This is a genomic window from Metabacillus rhizolycopersici (genome assembly GCF_020075705.1).
Window position 1 is genome coordinate 1 of the sequence record NZ_JAIQUM010000157.1, and the last position, 4491, is coordinate 4491.

3 protein-coding genes are annotated in these 4491 nt (G+C 34.7%); 1 reads left to right on the top strand and 2 read right to left on the bottom strand.

The window, feature by feature from the left end:
* Window positions 1-290 precede the first annotated feature (290 nt).
* A complete protein-coding gene (locus tag K9V48_RS27190) occupies window positions 291-1412 on the top strand; it encodes a GerAB/ArcD/ProY family transporter (RefSeq protein WP_224142195.1) in 1122 nt (373 codons plus the stop codon).
* A gap of 582 nt (window positions 1413-1994) precedes the next feature.
* Here K9V48_RS27190 and K9V48_RS27195 read toward each other — a convergent pair.
* Both K9V48_RS27195 and K9V48_RS27200 read right to left on the bottom strand, forming a co-directional pair.
* The gene (locus tag K9V48_RS27195; RefSeq protein WP_224142196.1) at window positions 1995-3095 is read right to left on the bottom strand and encodes a GerAB/ArcD/ProY family transporter; all 1101 of its coding nucleotides are present in this window, start codon (window positions 3093-3095) and stop codon (window positions 1995-1997) included.
* Between the two features lie 22 nt (window positions 3096-3117).
* Window positions 3118-4230, bottom strand: coding sequence for a GerAB/ArcD/ProY family transporter (locus tag K9V48_RS27200; RefSeq protein ID WP_224142197.1), 1113 nt, complete (start codon window positions 4228-4230; stop codon window positions 3118-3120).
* Window positions 4231-4491 lie beyond the last annotated feature (261 nt).

The following is a 4491-nucleotide window of genomic DNA, read 5'->3' on the forward strand; positions in this document are numbered from 1 at the left end:
GTTTTCAGTACAGGGTAAAACCACCAATAAAGGATACGTTATATACTCACTATCTGCGGTATCTACATTATGGAATGAAGAACCTATTTTCATTCCTAGGTTGAGAGCGAGAGATCATGAATGTTTTCAGTACCTATAAGAATGATTATGTTAACTAGATTTGTATAGAGTATACATTCCTCGACCCTTAAAAGTATTGAGCATAGGAAAGTAGGGTAGGATGAATAACTAGATAAGATGTAACAAGTGTACAGATTAAACCATTAGGGAAAGGAGGGAGCTCCTAGACAGTGGAGAAAGCCAAAATTAGTGTCATTCAACTATTTGCCATGATGTTTTTATTTGAACTTGGAAGTGCACTGGTCGTAAGCTATGGAGTAACTGCGAAAAAAGATGCTTGGCTTGCGATTCTTCTAGGAATGTGTGGGGGAATAGCTTTATTTTTTATTTATTACGCTTTATTTCGTCAATATCGCAACTTGCCGTTGACCGGATATGCCAGGAAAATATTTGGCAAATACGTTGGGTGGATAATTGGCCTATTATACGTCGTCTACTTTTTGTACAGTGCGGCCCGGAATTTGCGTGACTTCGGGGATTTGCTTCTTTCATCGACCATGCCCAAAACACCGTTATTGGCTCTCAATATCTTACTAGTTCTTTCCATTTGTTATGTACTTTATCTAGGGATTGAAGTATTGGGGAGAACAGCAGAAGTATTTATAGTCATTTTGATCTTTTTAGGGCTAATAGGAAATCTTTTCGTCTATTTTTCAGGTAATATCAAGCTTCATAATTTGCAACCATTTCTAGAAAATGGGTGGAAACCAATCGTAACGACAGCCTTTCCGTTAATTACTTTTTTCCCTTTCGGACAAATGATTACCTTTACCATGCTGCTTCCTTATTTAAATCGGCCTGAATTAGCGAAAAAAGTATCGCTGTCTGCCGTCATTTTAAGCGGTCTTGTCTTAAGTTATACAATCAGTTTAAATATCGCCGTTCTTGGCATCGAAACAGTAGAGAGATCTACTTTTCCTTTGTTATCAACCATTGGAAAGGTCAACCTTTTTGAGTTTATCCAACGGCTTGATTCTATTGTTGTTTTTACCTTTCTGATTACGATGTTTTTCAAAACATCCATTTCTTTGTATTGTGCAGTGATCGGAATAGTCGATTTGTTTAAGTTAAAAAATCATCAACAAATTGTGTTACCAATGGGCGTTATTCTTCTCTTTTTATCCATGGCGATTGCCTCAGATTTTTCGGAACATATTGAAGAAGGTTTAGACATTATAATGTATCCCCTTCACGTGCCTTTCATGGTGGTCATTCCGTTATTAATGTTGCTCGTTGCTCTGATTCGTAATGGTTTCAAGAAGAAAGGTAGATCGAAATCAAATGAAACATAATAATTATTATTCTATATTCCAAAGCCATCGGGTTTAAAATAAATCCGATGGCTTTTTTGAAGTATAAAATTTGGGGTCTATCACAGTTACTTTATTAATTTTATCTCTTTACTAGTCTCCTTATCCCTTGCTCTATGTATTGCACCCAATACAATTGTTAGTATGAGTAAATTAAGCGTATTTATCGTATATTCGTTTATCTGTATATATATTTCTTTTGTGTAGATAAAACGAATAGCAAAATATATTCCACATATGACTGATATGTCGTTTTGCAAATCTAGGATTTTTTTAGACATGTGCATACTCCTTTTATGACTAGTTCATTATTACTTTTACTTTTTTGGGGGATTTTATACTTTAAGAGGGTTCAAATCGTTATGAAAGAGCCATACATGGTGTATGACTCTCTTTTTCATTGCCTATAAGAAGCTTTATGTTAACTAGTTTTGTATACAGTATTCATTCGATACTCTCGGGTCTTGTTCAACTATGGGACGGCAATTCAAAACTGTACCAGCAACGATTGATCAACAAAAAAGCCACATAAATAAAATTAAGTGCTGTACGTGTGGTTCAGATTTATTTTTTCCCCTTGATTTTCTTTTTTATTATAATAATGACAATCAACAAAAAAGGGATAACCATAAATAATGGTACTTGGAGTAGATAAGCTACAATTTTAACGTCCTTTTTATGTTCTAAGATATTGCTGGACATTAAAATGGACATGGAAATGACAGCTGCAGCCATGATCAGAATCGTAAACTTTTTTAGTTTTGGCTTATTAACAAGACTAGAAAACCCTTCAACAGCCCCACAGAAAAAGACAGTAATTTTAAAATATCCACCGATAATCAATAAAATAAGGGCTATAGGATCGAGCCTATTAAAAAAATTACCAACATTGACTGGTGCTATTGTATCTAATAAAGGAAATGGACTTATTGATGCTACAAAAGGGCCTAGAACACTAATCATAATGGTTGTAGCTGTTGTTATAATCATTCCACTAAAGATAATAGCTATATAACCAGCAACAATCCCTTCCTTTTGTTTATTTAAATATGGAAAAAATATTGTAAAAACAATCGTTTCCCAAAAAGGAAAAGAAAGAATCGTTGGGTAGATAGCTTGAAATACAGGTTTCCACCCAGCTTCAAGGACTGGTTGTAAGTTTTCCAATTTAGGAAGTCCACCGATGAAAACCAATAGGACAAACAAAAAACTGAAAAACATGACCCAAGGAAAGAAAACTTCAGCCGTTCTAGCAATCACCTCAAACCCTAAATAACAACCAAAACTGATGCTAATCATTATGATAATAGCTATTACCAATATTGGTGTTTCAGGTATGATCTCTGTTAACAACAAATCACAGAAAGTTCTTAAAATTCTAGCTGCGAGGTATAAGAACAAGCAAATATATGCAATAGCAAGAGTTCTTCCAATTAACTTGCCAACGATTTTTTCAAGAAAGTTTGTTAAAGATAAGGTTGGAAATTGCGAGTAAAGATAAACATATAGGGAAAATAATCCTATTCCCCCCATCATCCCTAATAGAATCGCTATCCAAGCATCCTGTTTCGCTTCCAAACCTAATCCAACCACAACTGCACTTCCAACCTCAAACAAAACCATTAAGACAAAAAGTTGAATCGGGTGTATTTTGCTTTGGACCACTGTTAGCAATCCCCCTTATAGGTTAATGTTTAGTTGTATTAGGAGCAGAACGTTTTTTTCGAATTGTTCCAATCACTAATAATAACAACGGCAGAATAAAACAAATGGTTAAAGAATAAGGTGTCCACGTTTTCCCAACAAAGTCATGAAAATGGACAATATCTCGATATGAAAAGATCGCAAAGGTAATGATTAAAAATGCTAATGGAAAAAGCAAGATTTTATAACTTTTCAATCCAAGTACTTGAGCTATTCCAAGAGAGAGCCCATAATTTATAATAGTCAACTTAAAATACACTGTAAAAACCCAAATGAATGCCACAACGGCTTCAATCCGTTCAATAAAACCACCAATGCTTATTTTTTTCCCTAAAATATATGAAGGGTAGGCTTGTCTTGCGGTAATCTCAGAACCCAATACTAAAATACAGAAAGCAACCGTAATGAATAGGAAGATGCCTCCAATTACCATTCCTCTATAATAAGCTTTTTTCATTGTTGCTTTTTCAGTAACATACGGTGTGACCATTAATAGTATCGCAAGCTCTAAATAGGGAAGTCCTAAAATGTGATATGAGCCCTTAATAATTGGTTTCATGCCTTCACCAAAAATAGGTTGTATATTTTCTAATTTGATTTCAGGGATAAGAAATAAGAGCAACATCAATAACATCATAACTATCCAAGGGAAAAAAATTAACGCTGTACGACAGATGACTTCTAATCCTAACCGAACACCGATTAAACTGGTGAATAAAAACATGATCATAACCATTTGGATAGGTGTATCAACCAATATGTGTGTCGTAAAAAAATCCCCTATTTCTCTAAGTACACCTGAAGAAAGGATAAAGAAATAAAAAAGATAGAGCAGTGCTGCAATCTTGCCAATCCATTTTCCAAATATTTTTTCATTAACTTCGACATAAGTCATAGATGGATAAAAAGTGGCTAATTGATTATAGATGAATATAAAAAATAAACTTATAAGAATTGTTAAGGGATCAGCAACCCAGGAATCCTGCTTTGCTATCCCTGCAAGTCCAGTAGCCGCAACAAGTACCGTTCCTCCTATCGTAAATACGATGACTAATATAAGAAATTCACCGGCGTTAATTTTTCCTTTTTCGAGCATGATGCCCTCCAACATTATCAGATAGTATGTAATATCCCAATAAATTCCTATATTTATTAATAAACTACAAGTAGATATAGATACATTAGTAATACGAAAAGGACCTTCCAATCGAAGATCCTCTTTTCATACCGATAACATCGCTTATGGTGCGACAAGAAGTCGCATTCTCACAGTGTAGCTTACGCTACCCAGCCAGACGCAAAGATGGTCTCCATCCGAAACTGCATATTTGGCAACAAATATGTAGGTTGCATGAGG